The organism is Tissierella sp. P1 (assembly GCF_002266425.1).
In the GTDB taxonomy this organism is placed as follows: domain Bacteria; phylum Bacillota; class Clostridia; order Tissierellales; family Tissierellaceae; genus Tissierella; species Tissierella carlieri.
Genome location: NZ_NPMN01000012.1, coordinates 67,471 through 85,971 on the forward strand (window position 1 = coordinate 67,471; position 18,501 = coordinate 85,971).

Annotated in this window: 16 protein-coding genes; 14 read left to right on the forward strand and 2 right to left on the reverse strand. The window is 31.1% G+C overall.

Features of this window, described 5'->3' with window-relative positions; translation table 11 throughout:
• Nucleotides 1-5: 5 nt before the first annotated feature.
• The 9 genes from nifJ to CIW83_RS10435 all read left to right on the forward strand — a co-directional run bounded on the left by nifJ (nt 6) and on the right by CIW83_RS10435 (nt 11,222).
• The gene (gene nifJ, locus CIW83_RS10395; protein WP_094900914.1) at nt 6-3,527 is read left to right on the forward strand and encodes a pyruvate:ferredoxin (flavodoxin) oxidoreductase; all 3,522 of its coding nucleotides are present in this window, start codon (nt 6-8) and stop codon (nt 3,525-3,527) included.
• A 354-nt stretch (nt 3,528-3,881) separates the two neighbouring features.
• Entirely contained in the window at nt 3,882-4,826 is a 945-nt protein-coding gene (locus tag CIW83_RS10400; protein WP_094900916.1) for an ABC transporter ATP-binding protein, read from the forward strand.
• Nucleotides 4,823-5,518, forward strand: coding sequence for an ABC transporter permease (locus tag CIW83_RS10405; protein WP_094900918.1), 696 nt, complete (start codon nt 4,823-4,825; stop codon nt 5,516-5,518). The genes CIW83_RS10400 and CIW83_RS10405 overlap by 4 nt, the downstream gene beginning before the upstream one ends.
• A 175-nt stretch (nt 5,519-5,693) precedes the next feature.
• Nucleotides 5,694-6,605, forward strand: coding sequence for a UDP-N-acetylmuramate dehydrogenase (gene murB / locus CIW83_RS10410; RefSeq protein WP_369819391.1), 912 nt, complete (start codon nt 5,694-5,696; stop codon nt 6,603-6,605).
• Nucleotides 6,606-7,373, forward strand: coding sequence for a PHP domain-containing protein (locus CIW83_RS10415; protein WP_235601292.1), 768 nt, complete (start codon nt 6,606-6,608; stop codon nt 7,371-7,373).
• 12 nt (nt 7,374-7,385) lie between these two features.
• Nucleotides 7,386-8,243 (forward strand): RNase adapter RapZ, encoded by an 858-nt coding sequence (gene rapZ / locus CIW83_RS10420; RefSeq protein ID WP_094900920.1) that lies wholly within the window; start codon nt 7,386-7,388, stop codon nt 8,241-8,243.
• A 12-nt stretch (nt 8,244-8,255) separates the two neighbouring features.
• Nucleotides 8,256-9,260, forward strand: coding sequence for a YvcK family protein (gene yvcK, locus CIW83_RS10425; RefSeq protein WP_094900922.1), 1,005 nt, complete (start codon nt 8,256-8,258; stop codon nt 9,258-9,260).
• Nucleotides 9,261-9,506: 246 nt separating this feature from the next.
• Nucleotides 9,507-10,430: an ABC transporter ATP-binding protein gene (locus CIW83_RS10430; RefSeq protein WP_094900924.1), complete on the forward strand. Its 924-nt coding sequence runs from the start codon at nt 9,507-9,509 to the stop codon at nt 10,428-10,430.
• Nucleotides 10,431-11,222 carry an ABC transporter permease gene (locus CIW83_RS10435; protein WP_094900926.1) on the forward strand — a complete coding sequence of 264 codons (792 nt, stop codon included), beginning with the start codon at nt 10,431-10,433 and terminating at the stop codon, nt 11,220-11,222. It begins immediately after the preceding gene.
• A 157-nt stretch (nt 11,223-11,379) separates the two neighbouring features.
• On the opposite strand, the gene CIW83_RS10440 is transcribed toward CIW83_RS10435, so the two are convergent.
• On the reverse strand, nt 11,380-11,901 hold the full coding sequence (locus tag CIW83_RS10440) for a hypothetical protein (protein WP_094900928.1): 522 nt from the start codon (nt 11,899-11,901) through the stop codon (nt 11,380-11,382).
• Between the two features lie 538 nt (nt 11,902-12,439).
• Here CIW83_RS10440 and CIW83_RS10445 point away from each other — a divergent pair.
• The gene (locus CIW83_RS10445) at nt 12,440-14,059 is read left to right on the forward strand and encodes a hypothetical protein (protein ID WP_094900930.1); all 1,620 of its coding nucleotides are present in this window, start codon (nt 12,440-12,442) and stop codon (nt 14,057-14,059) included.
• A 391-nt stretch (nt 14,060-14,450) separates the two neighbouring features.
• Nucleotides 14,451-15,347 (forward strand): AraC family transcriptional regulator, encoded by an 897-nt coding sequence (locus CIW83_RS10450; RefSeq protein WP_094900932.1) that lies wholly within the window; start codon nt 14,451-14,453, stop codon nt 15,345-15,347.
• A gap of 128 nt (nt 15,348-15,475) precedes the next feature.
• On the opposite strand, the gene CIW83_RS10455 is transcribed toward CIW83_RS10450, so the two are convergent.
• Nucleotides 15,476-16,501 carry a M42 family metallopeptidase gene (locus CIW83_RS10455; protein WP_094900934.1) on the reverse strand — a complete coding sequence of 342 codons (1,026 nt, stop codon included), beginning with the start codon at nt 16,499-16,501 and terminating at the stop codon, nt 15,476-15,478.
• A 156-nt stretch (nt 16,502-16,657) separates the two neighbouring features.
• On the opposite strand from CIW83_RS10455, the gene CIW83_RS10460 reads away from it, so the two are divergent.
• The 3 genes from CIW83_RS10460 to CIW83_RS10470 are packed head-to-tail and all read left to right on the forward strand — an operon-like array spanning nt 16,658 to nt 18,420.
• Nucleotides 16,658-17,059, forward strand: coding sequence for an NUDIX hydrolase (locus tag CIW83_RS10460; RefSeq protein ID WP_094900936.1), 402 nt, complete (start codon nt 16,658-16,660; stop codon nt 17,057-17,059).
• Between the two features lie 22 nt (nt 17,060-17,081).
• Entirely contained in the window at nt 17,082-18,041 is a 960-nt protein-coding gene (gene whiA, locus CIW83_RS10465; RefSeq protein ID WP_094900938.1) for a DNA-binding protein WhiA, read from the forward strand.
• A complete protein-coding gene (locus tag CIW83_RS10470; protein ID WP_094900940.1) occupies nt 18,034-18,420 on the forward strand; it encodes a GrdX family protein in 387 nt (128 codons plus the stop codon). Before whiA ends, CIW83_RS10470 begins: the two co-directional genes overlap by 8 nt.
• Nucleotides 18,421-18,501 lie beyond the last annotated feature (81 nt).

Genomic DNA, 18,501 nt, shown 5'->3' on the forward strand with positions numbered 1-18,501 from the left:
TATATATGGCAAAAATAATGAAGACCATGGATGGAAATACTGCTGCCTCTCATGTTGCTTATGCTTTTACTGATGTAGCTGCGATCTATCCAATTACACCATCTTCAACAATGGCAGAATTAGTAGATGAATGGTCTGCCAATGACAGAAAAAATATATTTGGACAAGAAGTATTAGTTACAGAAATGCAATCTGAGGCGGGAGCAGCAGGGGCAGTACACGGTTCCCTATCAGCAGGAGCATTAACTACTACTTTTACGGCTTCACAAGGTTTATTACTTATGATTCCAAATATGTATAAAATGGCAGGAGAACTGTTACCGGCAGTATTCCACGTTACAGCAAGAGCTATAGCTGGACATGCCCTTAGTATATTTGGAGATCACCAAGACGTTATGGCAGCTAGACAAACAGGATTTGCTTTACTTGCTTCAGGATCTGTTCAAGAAACAATGGATTTAGCAGGTGTTGCACATCTTTCCGCTATAAAAGGAAGAGTTCCTTTCTTACATTTCTTCGATGGATTTAGAACATCTCATGAAATACAAAAAATTGAAGTAATGGATTATGCAGATTTAGAGAAATTAGTTGATTATGATGCCCTTAATGAGTTTAGACAAAGAGCATTGAATCCAGAAAGACCATATACAAAAGGAACGGCACAAAATCCAGATATTTATTTCCAAGCTGCAGAAGCTGCTAATCCATACTATGAAAAGATAGTAGATGTAGTAGTAGAATATATGAACGAAATAAACAAAATTACAGGCAGAGATTATAAACCTTTCAATTACTATGGACATCCAGAAGCTGAAAGAGTAATAGTTGCTATGGGTTCAGTTACCGAAACTATAGAAGAAACTATTGATTACTTAATAGCAAAAGGGGAAAAAGTAGGAGTTATAAAAGTTCACCTATACAGACCTTTTGCACCAAAATACTTCTTCGATGTGTTACCAAAAACTGTAAAGAAAGTAGCAGTATTAGACAGAACTAAAGAAAAAGGCGCTGTTGCTGAACCACTACATTTAGACGTTAAAAATATATTCTATGATTCAGATATAAGACCGGTTATAGTTGGTGGAAGATATGGGCTTGGTTCAAAAGATACTACTCCATCACAAATATTAGCTGTATATGAAAATTTAAAAGCTGATCAACCAAAAGATAGATTTACTATTGGTATAGTAGATGATGTAACTAACCTATCATTAGATATTAATGAAGTTATAAAGACTGAGCCAGAAGGAACAATTAAATGTAAATTCTGGGGCTTTGGTTCTGATGGAACAGTTGGAGCTAATAAATCTGCTATAAAAATCATTGGTGACGATACTGATATGTATGCTCAAGGATATTTTGCATATGATAGTAAAAAATCAGGTGGAGTTACTATTTCTCATTTAAGATTCGGACATAAACCAATTAAATCAACTTATTTAATTACTGATGCAGATTTTGTTTCTTGTTCGAAACAATCCTATGTATATCAATATGATTTACTTAGAGGATTAAAAGATGGAGGAACTTTCCTTCTAAACTGTACTTGGAGTCCAGAGGAATTAGACAAACATCTTCCATCATCAATGAAGAAATATATTGCAGAACATAATATCAACTTCTATACAATAGATGCTACTAAGATGGCAGTGGAAATAGGATTAGGCGGAAGAATCAATATGATAATGCAATCAGCATTCTTCAAGCTATCAGAGGTATTACCATTAGATGAAGCAGTTGCTCACCTAAAAAAATCTATAGTTGATGAATATGGTAATAAAGGTGAAGAGATCGTTAGAATGAATTATGAAGCAGTAGATAAAGGCATCGATGCTTTAGTTAAGATAGATGTTCCAGCATCATGGAAAGATGCAGAAGCTGGAAAGGTAGAAGGTAAAGATGTACCAGAGTTTATTGAAAAGGTATTGATACCAATGAACAGGCAAGAAGGGGACGATCTGCCTGTAAGTACTTTTGTTGGTAGAGAAGACGGATCCTTCCCACATGGAACATCTGCTTATGAAAAACGTGGTATTGCAGTAGATGTACCAAAATGGATACCAGAAAATTGTATCCAATGTAACCAATGTTCATTTGTTTGTCCACATGCAGTTATTAGACCATTCTTGTTAGATGGAGAAGAAGAGAAAAATGCTCCAGAAACCTTTACGACACTAAAGGCTACAGGAAAAGGCTTAGAAGACTTAAGATTTAAGATTCAAATCAGTCCACTAGACTGTACAGGATGTGGAAATTGTGCTGATGTATGTCCAGCTAAACAAAAAGCTCTAGTTATGACTCCATTTGAAGAAGAATATGAAGTTGAAACTAAAAATTGGGAATATGCTATGACAATTAAGGCTAAAACAGATGTAATGGACGAATATAGTATTAAGGGATCTCAATTCCAAGAGCCACATCTTCAATTCTCAGGAGCATGTGCTGGATGTGGAGAAACTCCATATGTAAAACTAATCACTCAATTGTTTGGAGATAGAATGATGATTGCCAATGCTACAGGCTGTTCATCAATCTGGGGTGGATCTGCACCATCTATGCCATATTGTAAAGGTCAAGACGGCAGAGGACCATCATGGGCAAATTCATTATTTGAAGATAATGCTGAGTATGGCTATGGTATGGCAGTAGCTGTTAAACAAATGAGAGATAAGATTGAAAGATTAATGAAAGAATTTATTGAATTAAATATAGATGAAGAATTAAATGGATACTTTAATGCTTGGATAGAAGGTATGAAGGATGCTAAGGCTTCAAAAGCAGCTACAGGAATGATTTTACCAAGATTAAACAAAGATGTAGCGAGTGCAAGAGGAAAAGAAATTCTTGCTGAAATTGAAGAACTTAAAGACTATCTAATTAAGAGATCCATGTGGATATTTGGTGGAGACGGTTGGGCTTATGACATTGGATTTGGTGGACTAGACCATGTTCTAGCATCAGGAGAAGATGTAAACATATTAGTTATGGATACTGAAGTATATTCAAATACAGGTGGTCAATCATCTAAAGCGACACCAACTGCAGCAGTTGCTAAGTTTGCAGCTTCTGGTAAAAAAGTAACTAAGAAAAACTTAGGGCTTATGATGACTTCCTATGGATATGTTTACGTAGCTCAAGTAGCTATGGGTGCTAATATGAATCAACTTATTAAAGCACTTAAAGAAGCAGAATCCTATGATGGACCATCTATAGTTATAGCTTATGCACCATGTATTAACCACGGTATTAGAGTTGGAATGGGTAAGACAATCAAGCAAGAAAAGAAAGCTGTAGATACAGGATATTGGCATCTATTTAGATTCGACCCAAGACTTAAGGAAGAAGGAAAGAATCCATTTGTTCTTGACTCCAAAGAGCCAACAGAACCATTTATGGACTTCATCAACTCTGAGGTTAGATATACTTCATTAAGAAGAACATTCCCAGAGATAGCAGATGAATTATTCCAAGCAGCTGAGGCTGATGCTAAGGCAAGATATGATCAATATAAGAAAATGGCTGAGTAATAATATATAAAATAAAGTTATCGTGACGACGATAACCTTTTTATTTTATATATTATATCAAGATATGTCGAAATATGTCGAAAAACCAGTAAAATCAATAAGTTGACTATGGCATTTAGTAAGGATATAATGGCTTTAATATACAATAGAACAATATAGGAATTCAATAGGAGATATATTTCAAAAGAAGAATTTCAATAGGTATTTGGATGGACTAAAAATTTAAATAAAGAGATATAAGAACAGGGGGAAGGTTAATGAGTCAATGGGGATACTTTGCAATATTCTTAGCTATAGCAATTATAACTAAGGGTTATGGATATTATAATAAAAAGAAAGGAAAGAAAAGGATAGATGAATAAAATAGTACAGGTTAAAAATGTACAGAAAAGCTTTGGGAATAATATAGCTCTTGATGATATTAGCGTTGATTTTAATGAGGGATGTATACATGGATTATTAGGTCATAATGGAGCTGGGAAAACAACATTAATAAGGATTATAGGGGGAACATATAAGCAAGATAAGGGAGAAGTAGAGGTATTGGGACTAAATCCAACTGATGATGGGTATGAGCTTAGAAAAAACATAGGTATTTTATCTGAAAATATGTCCATGTATGATAGATTAAGTATTTATGATAATTTAATATTTTATGGAAGACTTTATAATATAGAGAATAAAGAATTAAAGAATAGAATAGATAGTTATCTTAAGATGTTTCAAATTTCAGAGTTTAAAAATAAGCTTATTAAAGATTGTTCCACAGGGATAAAAAAGAAGGCAGGAATAATTAGGGCAATTATCAATGAACCAAAATTGCTTCTATTAGATGAGGCTTCTAATGGACTAGATCCTATAAGTAAAAGTGAATTTCATGAACTTATTGAGGAACTAGTTAAAATGAAAAAAATCTCTGTGGTTTTATGTAGCCATGACTTAGAAGAAGTGAAGAAACTATGCGAATACATTACTATAATTAAAAAAGGAAAAATTGTATATAGTGATAATATTAATAGCTTATCAAGGAATAAAGAATCTATAGGAATTGTAATAAATACTATTCAAGATTTATTTCAATTTAAAGAACAAATAGAAGAGGAATTAAAAAAGAATAAGGTTGATAATATAGAGTTTGATATGAATTCTATAAAGATGGAGATTGATAGTTTAAATGATATAAATAGCATTCTAAAAATCTTTATGGAATATAACTTTAATATTGTAAATGTAGAACATGAAATATTTGATTTGAATAAACTTTATGTAGATAGCCATAGAGAGGAAAATGCAATATGATAAGAGCTATTATGGAAAAAGAAATAAAAGAATTATTAAAATCAAAAGAATTTATATCATATTATATAATGCTTATTGCTGTTATAGGGATTATTATACCTATATCTGCAAAAGAAAGTATATTGAATAGAAGTTGGTATATAATGGGATTTGTCTTTCAGATTATAGCCAGTATTATTCCATCAGGGTTAACAGCAGATTCTTTTGCCGGAGAAAAGGAACGAAAAACAATAGAAACACTTTTGCTCTCACCAGTACCATTGGCATATATTTTTTTAGGGAAGGTAATATATATAGTTATTGTAACTTTAAGTATTATAGCTATAATTTTTGGAATAAGCTACATATTATTTATAATAATGAATTTTATAGAATATAAAAATTTAGTTTTAAACTTCTATTCTTTCAAAGCTATATATTTTATATTTATTAATTCATTAATAGCATGTTTTTTTACTACTTTTCTAGGAGTTTTAATTTCTTTAAAGAGTAAAACCGTAAAGTCAGCAAATCTATTTAATTATTTTATAGCTATGCCTGTAATTGCACCAGTTCTAGGGAAATTATATACTGGATCTATATCATGGGCTTTTATACTAGTATATCAGTTGATTTTATTGTGTGGTATCGGTTTATTATCATTGATAATTAAAAATAAATTTAAGGCATATTCTATATTAGAAAACATGTAGATATAAAATATTTTAGATGAATTAACTAGGTAGAGCTTAAGCTCTACTTTTTCTTTGCACATAAAGAGTAGCATATAAGAATATTATATTATGATGAATATAAAATAAATTAGTAATACTATAGGAAATTTGATACAATAATAAAGATATGGAGATTACATAAGGAGTGGTTTATTTGAAAAAAGAAGAAATGCAGAAAATGTTTGAAAATAAATCTTTTGGAAAAATATTATTAGATGAGCCAATGAGAAATCATACTACATTTAAAATCGGTGGACCAGCAGATGTAATGGTTATTCCATCTAATGAAGAGGAACTAATAGAAGCAATTAAATTCTCAAGAGAAAATAATATAGATTTTTTAATTATGGGTAATGGAAGCAATTTACTTGTTAGAGATGGTGGTATAAGAGGTGTTGTAATTAAAGTAAATGAAGGATTTAATAAAATAAAAGTAGATGAGACTAGGGTTTATTGTCAAGCGGGAGTCTTATTATCCACTACTAGCAAGGTAGCTTTAAAGCATAGTCTAAAAAACTTTGAGTTTGCATCTGGTATACCTGGTACCATAGGAGGAGCAATTACAATGAATGCAGGTGCCTATGGTGGGGAAATGAAAGATGTAGTGACAACAGTTAGAGCATTGGATAAAAATAATGAAATTAGGGAATATACAAATGAAGAGATGAATTTCAGATATAGAAATAGTAGGGTATGGGATGAAGGATTGATTGTACTTGAAGTGGAGCTAAGCTTAGAAACTGGAGAATACTCAGCTATTGAAGAAACAATGAAAGATTTAACATATAAAAGAACATCAAAACAACCTCTTGAACTACCAAGTGGAGGTAGCACATTTAAGAGACCAGAAGGATATTTTGCTGGGAAATTAATAGAAGATGCAGGACTTCGTGGGCTAAGACATGGTGGAGCCCAAGTTTCAGAGAAACATTGTGGTTTTGTAGTCAATGTTGATAATGCAACTTGCAAGGATGTATTACAGCTGATTTCTGTTATACAAAAAGTAGTAAGAGATAAATTTAACGTAGAACTTGAAAGAGAGATAAAGCTATTAGGAGAGGATTAGATGATAAAGCTAATAGGGGATTATCATACTCACACTATTTATAGTAGTGGTTTTAGAAAAGAAGGTAAACATGCAATAGGTACCATTAGAGATAATGCAGAAGCTGCTTTAGCTAAGGGACTTAGTGAAATTGCAATCACTGAGCATGGACCTGGACATTATCTTTATGGTGTTAGGAAAAAAAGAATTCCTCTTATGAGAGATGAAATAGATAGATTGAATGAAGAATTTATGCCTAAGGGATTAAAGATTTTACTTGGGATAGAGTCCAATTTAGTAGGATTAGATGGAACTCTCGATGTAGATGAAAAACTCCTTAAATATATTGACTTCCTAATTATGGGATATCACTATGGTGCTACCCCAAAAACTTTAAAGGATGGCATAGGATTATATGTATTAAATCCAATATCTAAAATTTTTCATATAGGTAAGGAAAAAGCCAAGGAGTTAAATACCAGAGCATATATAAAAGCTTTAGGGAAATATCCTATAAATATGATTTCTCATCCAGGATCTAAGGCAGTAGTTGATATTGTAGAATTAGCTAGGGAGGCTAACAAATATGGTACGGCTCTGGAGATAAGTGCAAAACATAGCCAATTATCTGTAGAAAGCATTAAACTTTTATTAGATATGGATGTTATTTATATGGTAAATAGTGATGCCCATAGACCAGAGGATGTTGGAAATGTTGAAAATGGAATAAGAAAAGCAAAAGAGGCAAATCTGCCTCTAGACAGAATAAAAAATATTGAGATAAACTAATGAGGTGTTTTTATGGAATTTTTATTGATTACTGGTATGTCAGGAGCTGGTAAATCTCAAGCAATGAAGGTAATGGAGGATATGAATTATTATTGTATGGATAATCTACCTCCTGCCCTTTTGGCGAAATTTGCGGAATTATGTTACAAATCTAGAAAAGATATAGATAAGGTAGCTGTAGTAGTTGATATTCGTTCTGGTGAATTCTTTGAACATCTCTTCAAAGGATTACAAGAACTAAATGATGGTGGAATGACACATAAAATTCTTTTCTTAGATGCAGCTGATAATGTATTGGTAAAGAGATATAAGGAGTTAAGGCGGCCTCATCCATTAAACCCAGAAGGAAGTATAATTGAAGGTATTAAAAAGGAAAGAGAGCTTTTAGAGAATGTGAAGGGAAGAGCAGATTATATAATAGATACGTCTAATTTGACTTTAAGCATGCTAAAAGAAGAGATGTCAAATATATTTCTAGAAGGAAAAGGATCAAGAAATATATCTCTCTCGGTAATTTCTTTCGGTTTCAAGCATGGGACATTATTAGATGGTGATTTGATATTTGATGTACGATTTATTCCAAATCCTTTCTATATTCAAGAGCTAAGAGAGTATACAGGAGAAGATGAGAATGTAAGAGATTATGTATTTAAATGGCCTCAAACCAATATATTTATATCTAAGGTTATAGATATGTTAGAATTCTTGATTCCTCATTATACAAGAGAGGGAAAAACTCAATTGATTGTAGGCATAGGATGTACAGGAGGTGTCCATAGATCTGTGGCAATAGCTAATGAAATAGCTGACATATTGGAAACAAATGGTCATAGGGTAGCAGTAAGCCATAGAGACTATAGATTAAAATAAAGGGGAATATTTATGAGAAGTTTTAAAGTAGAGAAAGAATTATCCATGGAACCTAAATTTGTAGTCATAGGTGGTGGTACAGGACTTTCCATTTTATTGAGAGGACTTAAAAAACTTACATCTAATATTACAGCTATAGTTACTGTGGCAGATGATGGTGGAGGATCAGGTATACTTAGAGAGGATCTAGGAATGCTTCCTCCAGGGGACATTCGTTCTTGTTTATTGGCTCTGGCTAATACGGAGCCTACTATGGAGAAACTTTTACAGTATAGATTTACTGATGGGATACTAAAGGGTCAAAATTTTGGCAATTTATTTATAGCAGCTATGAATGAAATATATGGTAGTTTTGAGAAGGCAATAAAGGAGACAAGTAATGTACTGGCTGTAACTGGAAAGGTACTTCCTATGACTTTAGAAGACGTGAAGCTTTGCGCCGTTCTAGAAAATGGTGATATATTAAAGGGAGAATCCCATATCCCACTTGATGCAATGAGGGCTGGCAGCAGAATAGACTATATCTATACTGAGCCTAAGATATCTTATCCTTTAGATGAATCTGTGGAAGCAATTAATAATGCAGATTTAATAGTCCTTGGACCGGGAAGTTTATATACCAGTGTTATACCTAATCTTTTGGTGAACCATATAGTAGATACTATATATAATGCTAAAGCTCCAAAAGTATATATTACAAATGTAATGACTCAACCTGGAGAGACAGATGGATATGATGTCTTAGACCATGTAAATGCAATACTAAAGCACAGTACATTAGATTTCTTAGACTATGTAATAGCAAATAAAGAAGAAATCCCTATAGATACTTTAGAGAAATATATAATGGATGGTTCTAAGCCAGTATTGATGGGATCAAATGATGAAAAGATATTAAAATCTAGAAATATAAAATTAATAGGTGAGAACTTAATAAATATTAGAAAAGATTATATTAGGCATGATAATATTAAACTTAGTAAACTATTAATGGAAATAGCTAAAAAAGAAAAATAAGCAAAATGCTTATTTTTTCTTTTAGTAAGAATAGATTATGGAAAAATAAAACTATATATAACCATTTATTTTATATATGACTAAAGTCATATATAAAACATGACCCAAAATATTAATTAAGGTTGTAGAAATATTCTATATTTTCATATATACTATATGGGAATAGAGGAAGAGGTATATAGAGATTTAACAGCAAAAGAAATTATATAATTAATCTATTAACAATGGAATCGGAGGGATGATGGGATGGAGGCTGTGGAAGTTATTAATCTGACAAAGCATTATGAAACGGTTAAGGCAGTGGATGATATTTCTTTTAGAGTTGAAAAAGGAAGTATATGTGGAATACTTGGGCCAAATGGCTCGGGGAAAACTACAACTATTAAAAGCATTTGCAATTTAATAATTCCTGATAAGGGCGATATTAAGATATGTGGGAAAGACAACAAGAAGTCTACAAATCGAATTTCAGCCGTATTTGAAGGTACTAGAAATCTCTACTGGAGACTAACCCCAAGAGAGAACTTACGTTACTTTGCAGGTATAAGAGGATTGGGAGGAAAAAGACTAGAAAAAGACATAGATATGATATTAGATAGATTTAATTTGACAGATAAAAGAGATGTTATGGTAAACAACTTATCGAGAGGTATGCAGCAAAAGGTTGCTATAGCTATGACGTTAATCTGCAATACGGATGTTATTTTGCTAGATGAGCCCACTCTTGGTCTAGATGTCCAAAGTCATTCAGATATTAGGAATATTTTAATGGATATAACATCTGACTTAGATAAAACTATTTTGCTTAGTACTCACGATATGAATTTAGTTCAGGATATATGTGATTATGTAGTTGTTTTAAATAAAGGGAAAATAGTTGCAAAAGATAATATGGAAAATTTATTAAATATGTTTAAAACAATGACTTATGAAATTGTGCTTGCAGAAAGTCTCTCTGAAGAAAACAGGAATTTATTAATGGGATTAGATTATGGTTTTTATTTTATAAATAATGGATCCAAAATAGAAATAGATATATTTGATTTTCAAGATATATATAAAATCATAGAAGAATTAAAAAATATAAACATCCTTATAAAAGAGATTAAGCAGAAGGATATCAATTTTGAGAGGGTATATTTAAGCCTCACAGATGGGAAGGTGAGTTAATTGACTAAGTACTTTTATCTATTTAAAGTATCTATGGAAAAAACACTAAAGGAATTGAGCAGATATAAGTTTAATACAATCTCAGACATTATAATCTTTTATGTACTCTTTATGGCAATGTTTCTAGGAGTTAAAAGTTTTGGTATAAATTTTGGCATTTCCCCTATAGATATGGGGAGTAGCTTAGAAGGATTTATAGTAGGATATTTTTTATGGACAATTATGTTGATGGCTTATTCAGGTGCTGCTTATGGCATAATACATGATGCTAATAGGGGGACATTAGAGCAGCTAAATATGTCAGGTATAAAGCTTTCAACTATAGTGACTGTAAGGAGTCTTTCTGATTTGTTAGTAAACTTGATAATTTCTATTGTTCTATTATTTATTATTATGGTGACAACTGATTATCAATTTGAGATAAAGATATTTTCAATTTTGTTTCCTATATTTATAGGTATATTTAGTATATTAGGTATAGGGTTGATTTTTGGAGGCTTAGCACTTATCTTTAAAAAGATTCAATCTTTGCTAAATATAGTCCAATATTTTTTAATAGCTTTAGTTATGGTAAGTCCAGAAAATAAAATCATATACAATTTACTGCCTTTTAGACCTGCGGCAGATAAGGTTATGTTATCTATGAGGAAAGGATATTCATTTGCTGATTTCTCAATATATGATTATGGAATTATGGTAGGCAATTCTATTTTATATTTTAGCATAGGTTTAGTGGTATTTAATAAATGTGTTAAATTGGCTAAAAGGAAAGGTTTGTTAGGTCAATATTAGAGCAAGAAGAATTATAAACCTATAAACTATACTGATAGTAAGATAGTATAAGATTGTTATTATAGAAATTCCTTGGATAAGAATTATATATCCAAGGAATTATTTGTTTTATCAATATTTAAGTTTTTCTTAAATGTAGCACTAGAAGTAAATTTGCTTATTTTTTCTTTTCTTCTATTAATCTAGATATTATATTTCCAGCAGTTTTCTTAGTTAAAGTATCGTAATTTACTTGATAGTTTAACTCTCCAGCTAATTTTTTTATAGTTTCTACCTGTCTAGGAGTGGGAGGTTCTTCTTGATAAGTTGAATAGCCCTCTTCACCATCAGTCACAATAGAATCTTCAATAGATAACTCCTCTATCGCAGTCATCCCAACATTGGTTAGATCTCTAAGAACACGAGCTTTTGCACGAGTAGAAGCCATTCTAATTAAATGTGGAACCAAAGCTGAATTAACAGAATTAGGAGAAGCATCTCCTATATCCTGGAATCTTTCCTTATCAGTAGTAGCTACAGCTTTACATATGGCAGTCATATTATTTTCCTTAGTAGGTATCTGAATTATCTCAACCTCTATAGATATAAGATTTCTTTGATGAGCTAAATCAAGAAGCCCTTCATAGGTTACAAAAGACTTTCCTTGTAAATTTATAATAAATTTTTCATTTACAGTCATAATATCACCTCTCTAAATATATATTTCCCTTAGAAGAATAAAATAGTCATTTATAAGTGCTAGATGACACTGGGTAATTATGGCAATATTATATCATACAGTATACTAAAATTAGTAATAAAAGATAAGATAAATAATAGTGACATCTAGTTTCACAAAGTGTATCATTCTTTTGTGAAAGAAATAGTGTCAATCAAGCCTGTATATAATTGCTTATATAAGAATAACAAGATATATTGGAATATGTCGAATTATGTCTGAATATGTCTAAAAGCTAGTCAGATCAATAGGTTGACAGTTTTTTCAGTGGATGTTATACTGATTTTAGTAAAAATTTTGAAAAATATGAAATATAATGTCAATTTAAAGGTAAAGTAATAAATTATCTTAGCTCAAATGAATCAAGATAATTTATTACTTTAAAACTCTTATGAGAGATAATGTATTTGGATTAAGGACAAGCTAAAATTAATAATGTTTACCTTAAATGATGGTACATCTATATATTATTTTAAAGGCTGATAAAGGAGAGCTGAATATGAGAAAAAAGATATCATTGATTCTACTAATACTTATTTTTGCATTATTCACTAATGGATGCAGTCAAAAAGTAAGTTTAATAGAAACTAAAGAAGAATATTTTACGGCATATGCAAATGAAAATATCAGCATAAAGATATCTAATACAGTGAAAGACAATGAAAATATCTATAATACTATTTTAGAAAGTTTACAAAAAATTAACGGATTTTCACCAATAGAAAAGGTAGAAATAGATATAGATGAGAAACACGTTATACCTAAAGTAGAAGATAGTATCAAATGTAATAGTAGCTTTATAGATACAGAAGAATTTAAAAAAGAGCTTATAAAAAGATCCTATGATATATACGATAATTGGATTTCAGAAGGACTCTATGTAAACATATTCGATATAGGGAAAAAAGACCTAGAGTTTTCTAAATACTATGAGAACCATGAATTTTCATTATTTGGAGCGAGATTCTTTGAGCCATTCGCATCTAAGGATGAAGTAGAAAATGTGCAAGCTGCATCAATTGATTTAGTTGAGTATCTAATAAAAAAGGGGAAGAAAGAGGAATTATTGAGAAATCAAGTATACATATCAGATATTGAAGAATGGGCAAATGATAGAAATATAGATTTATCTTATCAAAGAGGTATAGATAGTCTAATGAACAGGATGGAAGTGAATAAACTAAAACCAAATATATATTTAACTTTAAATACAAAGGAAGAAATCAATGGATTTACCATAGATATAAATACTATGGATGAACAATATGATACTGCAAAGAAAATTGAAGATGCCATATTAAAATTTGATGCAGATATAGTACGAATTAGAGAAGGAATAAAAAAAGATGCTCCTAATTTTTATAGAGATTATAGCCATGTAATAGAAAATATGCCTAAGATACACTATTATTTTGATATAGATGCATTGATTAATTCCGCAGAAGCTGAAAAAGATATAGTTCTTAAAAGTTTGTTAGCACAAATACATGAACATAATCACATATTAATAGGAAATTATTTTAAATCGAAGAAGAATAACAATGCCGTAAGACCACTTTTGTGGTTAGATGAAGGCATGGCAAATTATTTGGATGTTGCATATACAGATTCATCTAAATTTATAATAGAGGAAATGCTTAAATCAATTTCATATGCTAAAGAAAATGATAATAAATTAGATGAAGAAGCAAAAGAATTTATAGATATTATGTTTAAAGTCCTTAAGGAAAACAATATAGAAGTAAATAATCTAAATAAAGTAATGAAAGATAAGGATGGAAGAATAAATGCAACTACAATAATAAGCACAATGGGAGTAAAGTTTGGAAAATTTATCATACCAAAAGGGATTCTGAAAGATGATGAAGTTGGATTAAATATAAGTTCTCAAAATGTATGGCCTATGGGGACGGGAAATCATATTAATTATCGAGCTAATCAAAGTTTTACAAATTATTTAATACACGAATATGGATTAGAAAAACTTCTATATCTAATAGTTGAAGATTTCAGTACATTAACCTATGAAGAGTATTTTGGAAAAAGTTATGAAGAGCTTAAGGTTGATTGGATAGAGTATCTTAAAGAGAATATTAAAGCTATCGAATTGATGCTTTGATATAAAAAGATTATCAAAGTTATATGAATCTTATACCATAGTAAAAAATAAGCTCCAGATTAATTTGGAGTCAGATTGATGATAGCCCCATAATTTTTTCTTGAATTATGAGGTTATCATTATTTTATCTAAGTTTATACTATAGATAAACAAGTTCAGAGATTAAACTATTTATAATAAGATCTAGCATTAGCAAGAGATCTGGTTTCAGCTGGTGCAAGTATATTGCTGAATAATTTTGCCACCAAGGGAGTTATCCATTCTATTTTAGAGAGCATCTAGAAAAAGTTTGTGTTAAAATAAAAAATTAGAATTTAATGGACAGTTTTGTGCAGAATATGACAGGATTAAATTTCCTATACATGGTATGATGCATATGGAGGTGAAAACAATGGAGTGGACAGAAAGTATAAGAGGTGCAATTGGATACATTGAAAATCATTTGCTGGATCATATCGGCGCCGAGGATGTAGCAAATGAAGTTCACATGTCATCTTTCTATCTTCAGAAGGGGTTTAAGTTTATGACTGGTTATTCTATCGGTGAATATATCAGATACCGGAGATTGTATCTTGCGGCATTGGATGTTATTGTAGATAAGGAGAAGACGATAGAAATTGCCTACAAGTATGGATATGATACTCCAGAGAGTTTTACAAAAGCTTTCAATCGATTTCATGGATGTTCTCCTATGCAACTGAAAAAAGATATAAGCGGGATGAATGTATTTTTACCTCTGAAGATTAAAATAACGATTCAAGGAGGAAATGAGATGGATTATGTAGTAGAAAAAATGCAGGGGTTTAAGGTAATTGGATTCGAGAGAGAATTTTCTTTCGATAATTCGTATGAGGAAATTCCAGAATTCTGGGATGAGTTTTGTGAAAAGCATATGACACCTTTATCTGGGAAGGAAAAACCTGAAGGAGAGATTCAGCAGGTAATTTCCGATTGTTGTATAGGTGAATATGGGATTTGTATTGACAATATTGGGGAAGAAGGAAAGTTCCGCTATCTGATTGCAGGTACATATCATGGCGGAAATGTACCGAATGGAATGATTGTGTTTGAGTTTCCAGACATGGAATGGGCAAAGTTTACTTGTTCGGGACCTATGCCAGGAGCATTGCAATCCGTGAATACGAAAATATTTAATGAGTGGCTTCCAGGAAATCCTGATTATGAGATAGCGATGGGCGCTAATATAGAGTGGTATGCACAGGGGGATATCAGAGCAGTTGATTATGAAAGTGAAATATGGATACCGGTTTCTAAGAAACGCAAGTAAAAGACTTCCAATTTGTTGTGAAGATTATAAGTATAATCTTCCTGACAACTTTTAGTTTGGATTAATTCAGTTGTAAGGGGATATTTCATAACTAATTAATTAGTTATGAAATATCCCCTTTATTATATTTATTTAGTTAAATAGGCTATTCCAAGCTTTATCGTATTTTCAATTGCTTCAATATGAGTTCTTTCAAAACTATGAGAAGCATCGACTCCAGGGCCGATTAAACCAACTTTAAAATCATATCCTGCTCTAAGAGCTGCTGAGCCATCAGAGCCATAGAATGGATAGATATCTATTTTATAGTTTATCTCTTCTTCTTTAGCTAAATCAATAAGTCTCTTTCTAAGCTCAAGGTCATATGGGCCAGTGCTATCCTTAGCACAAATTGTAACTGAGAATTCATCTGATGTCTGACCTTCTCCAGGAGCTGCCATGTCTATTGCTATAAATTCAAAGGTTTTCTCTGGTATAGAAGCAGATGCACCATGACCAACCTCCTCATAAGTAGATATAAAGAAATTAGTTGTATAATTAGGTGTGATATTATTATCCACTAAATGCTTAGCTATACCAAGTATAGATATAACTCCAGCCTTATCATCTAGATGTCTTGATTTTATAAACCCTGATTCAGTAACAACTACTCTTGGGTCAAAGTATACAAAATCTCCTACATTTATGCCAAGTTCTAGAGTATCCTCCTTAGAAGAAACCTTTTCATCTATTCTTATTTCCATATTATCAGAGTTTCTTTCTATGGTTTTGGTTCCTTCACCATGGACATGAGATGAAGCTTTAGTGGTCATTATAGTGCCAGTATAAGTTTTTCCATCTAAGGTTTCAACAGTTACATGTTCACCCTCTATGGTGTTCCATACATAGCCGCCTAATTGAGTAATCTTAAGTCTTCCATTTCCTTTTATTTCCTTTACCATGCCGCCTAAAGTATCCACATGACCAGATAATGTTACCTCTTTATCCTTGTTCTTTCCTTCTATAGTGGCGATTAAAGCACCTTTTGTAGTTCGTTTTGTTACTATTCCCAGTTCTTTGAATTTTTCTTCTACAAGTGATACAGCTTTTTCTGTATTTCCAGTAGGACTTGGAATTTTTAATAATTCTTCTAAATTTTTAACTATATATTTCATATTATAATGCCCCCTTTTTTAATATATCTATTATATATTATATTGAGATTATAATTATAAGTCAAAATCATTTAGCAAATCTAGGAATAATATAGTATAATTAAATTAGTATGTTTTTAGGGAATAATCTAATTAATATATTGGGAGTTGGTTTCAATGATTGAAGAAGTAAGTTCTGGAGGTGTTGTGATATTTGGCAATACCATATTGCTATTAAAGAAATTTAATGGAGATTGGGTATTACCTAAAGGTAGAGTAGAAAAAAATGAGAGTATAAAGGATGCTGCCTTAAGAGAAGTATTAGAAGAATCTGGCGTAAAGGCTGAGGTAGTTAGATATATAGGCATGGTCCATTATAAATATAAAAATCTAAAGGAAGATGAAATGGTTTATAAAACCGTTCATTGGTATCTAATGAAAACCAACAGTATGGATTGTACTCCTCAAAAAAAAGAAGGGTTTATTGATGCTTTATTTGTTCATATAGATAAGGCTAAAGATTTAGTAAGATATCAAGATGAAAAAGATATGATTATCAAAGGATTAAAGATGTTGTAAATAGAGATAATGGGGTGATTTGATGTCATTTTCGGCAACGACTAAAAATGAATTGTCAAGAATACCTTTAGCTGATAGTTGTTGCTCTATAGCAGAACTTGCAGCTCTTGTTAGGATGAATGGAACTATACAAATATCAGGAATGAAGAAGATAAACTTAAAATTCACTACTGAAAATGCAGCTATTGCTAGAAGAATATTTTCATTATTAAAAACTATCTACGATACTGATGTAGAAGTTATGGTCAGAAGAAATAAACAACTTAAAAAAAATAATAATTACTTAATAGTGATTAATAATAAGGATATATCAAAAAAGATATTAGAGGATGTAGGATTTATTAGAGGAGAATCAAGTTTTTTTAATCCCAATTTCATGATTCCAGAGGAACTAATAAAAAATAGATGCTGTAAGCGCGCTTATATTAGAGGAGCTTTTCTAGGCGGAGGTTCTATTAGCAATCCAGAAAAAACCTATCATTTAGAATTTGTAACGAGCAACGAGGAACATGCTGTAGACTTATCTAATGTAATCAATTCCTTTGGATTAAATTCAAAAATAGTAACTAGGAAGGAAAATTATGTAGTATATATCAAAGAGGGTGAGCAAATAGTAGATCTATTAAATATTATAGGAGCTCATCAAGCACTCTTAAAGCTTGAAGATATCCGAGTTTTAAAAAATGTAAGAAATAATATTAATAGAATAGTGAACTGTGAAACTGCAAATTTAAGTAAAACTATAGATGCTTCCATGAGACAGGTGGAAAATATTAAATATATTGAAAATACCATTGGTTTAGAAAGATTACCTGATAATTTGAGAGAGGTAGCAGAGCTTAGATTGGAATATAGCGATGCAAGCCTAAAGGAACTTGGTATGATGCTTAATCCATCAGTTGGAAAATCAGGAGTAAATCATAGATTTAAAAAAATAGAAGAACTTGCAGATAGATTGAGAGGAGATAGAAGAAATGTCTAGTATAATAGTAACAAATAACCCATATGTATATGAAAAATATAAGGATAAAATGGAGATGCTTTATAAGGAGGACTGTAATTACATACAAATCCTAGAATTCTTAAGAGATAAAATTCATGAAGGGCATCAATTACTTACTCATCCATTATCAGGCAGCATAAAACCAAATGAAACACCTTATAAAACTATTATGATTTCCAAGGAAAAAGGAAGTCTAGACCAACAAGGCATATTAATAGTTGAAGAAAGTATAGAGACAGCAAAGAAATTTCAGTCAAATAAACCTACTCCAGATTGGACTGAAAGAGTATTAGATGATTTTAGAGTCATAGATTTATCCTTAATAGAAAATGTAATTGATAAGCTAGGACATAGATAAGCAATTAACAAACGACAATTAAACAAATAATAACAAAAAGATTTCCTTATATATAGGGAAATCTTTTGTTTTATGATAGAA